This window comes from Mesorhizobium sp. M1A.T.Ca.IN.004.03.1.1 (genome assembly GCF_003997555.1).
In the GTDB taxonomy this organism is placed as follows: Bacteria; Pseudomonadota; Alphaproteobacteria; order Rhizobiales; family Rhizobiaceae; genus Mesorhizobium.
Genome location: NZ_RZTV01001127.1, coordinates 1 through 234 on the forward strand (window position 1 = coordinate 1; position 234 = coordinate 234).

A 234-nucleotide genomic window follows, 5' to 3' on the forward strand; every position below is an offset into this window, starting at 1 on the left:
CACGGTTTCGGGCGGCCAGCATCGAAAACACCGCAAAGGCCTGCCGGTCCCGCCCGTCATAGGCTGGCGACAATGCCATGAAAAATCCCTTGCGGAACCGTTTGCGAAACCGCTCCAAATAGTCTTCAAGCACCGGCTGGCGGGCAGGATCGCTGATAAGGCTCCGGTCCGGAACGAGCGCGAGCATCATCTCGTCGCCCCATTCCATGAGCTCTGCTTCTGTCAGAATGCAGG

1 protein-coding gene is annotated in these 234 nt (G+C 59.8%); it reads right to left on the minus strand.

Features of this window, described 5'->3' with window-relative positions; translation table 11 throughout:
• Positions 1-234, minus strand: a 234-nt coding sequence (locus EOD29_RS35180; protein WP_164764112.1) for a hypothetical protein, incomplete at both ends; no start/stop codon positions are given.